Genomic DNA, 248 nt, shown 5'->3' with positions numbered 1-248 from the left:
ATTGCCTTGAAGCCGTCGAGGTCGAACACCACCACCGCCATGAAGGCGCCGAAAGGCGTCTTGCCGTGCAGGTCGAACAACGCGCGGCGGTTGAGCAGCCCGGTCAGCGCATCGGTCTCGGCCTCGCGCTTGTGGTGGCGCGCGAGCCGCCCCTGGTTGAGCGCCAGCGACAGCGCGCCGATACCGGTCATCGAGGCGATGACGATGACCAGGCTCAGATCCTCGGCCCAGTTGCTCGGCGCGTGGCC

General features: G+C 68.1%; 1 protein-coding gene. It reads right to left on the bottom strand.

Translation table 11 applies throughout. From position 1 onward, the window contains the following. A partial coding sequence (locus tag EN845_RS34890; protein WP_135931346.1) for a GGDEF domain-containing protein occupies nucleotides 1-248 on the bottom strand: 248 nt, incomplete at both ends.

The sequence above is a fragment of the Mesorhizobium sp. M8A.F.Ca.ET.202.01.1.1 genome (assembly GCF_004791595.1).
GTDB lineage: Bacteria > Pseudomonadota > Alphaproteobacteria > Rhizobiales > Rhizobiaceae > Mesorhizobium.
The sequence above is the reverse complement of the archived record's forward strand: the minus strand, read 5'-3'. Positions and strand labels throughout refer to the sequence as shown.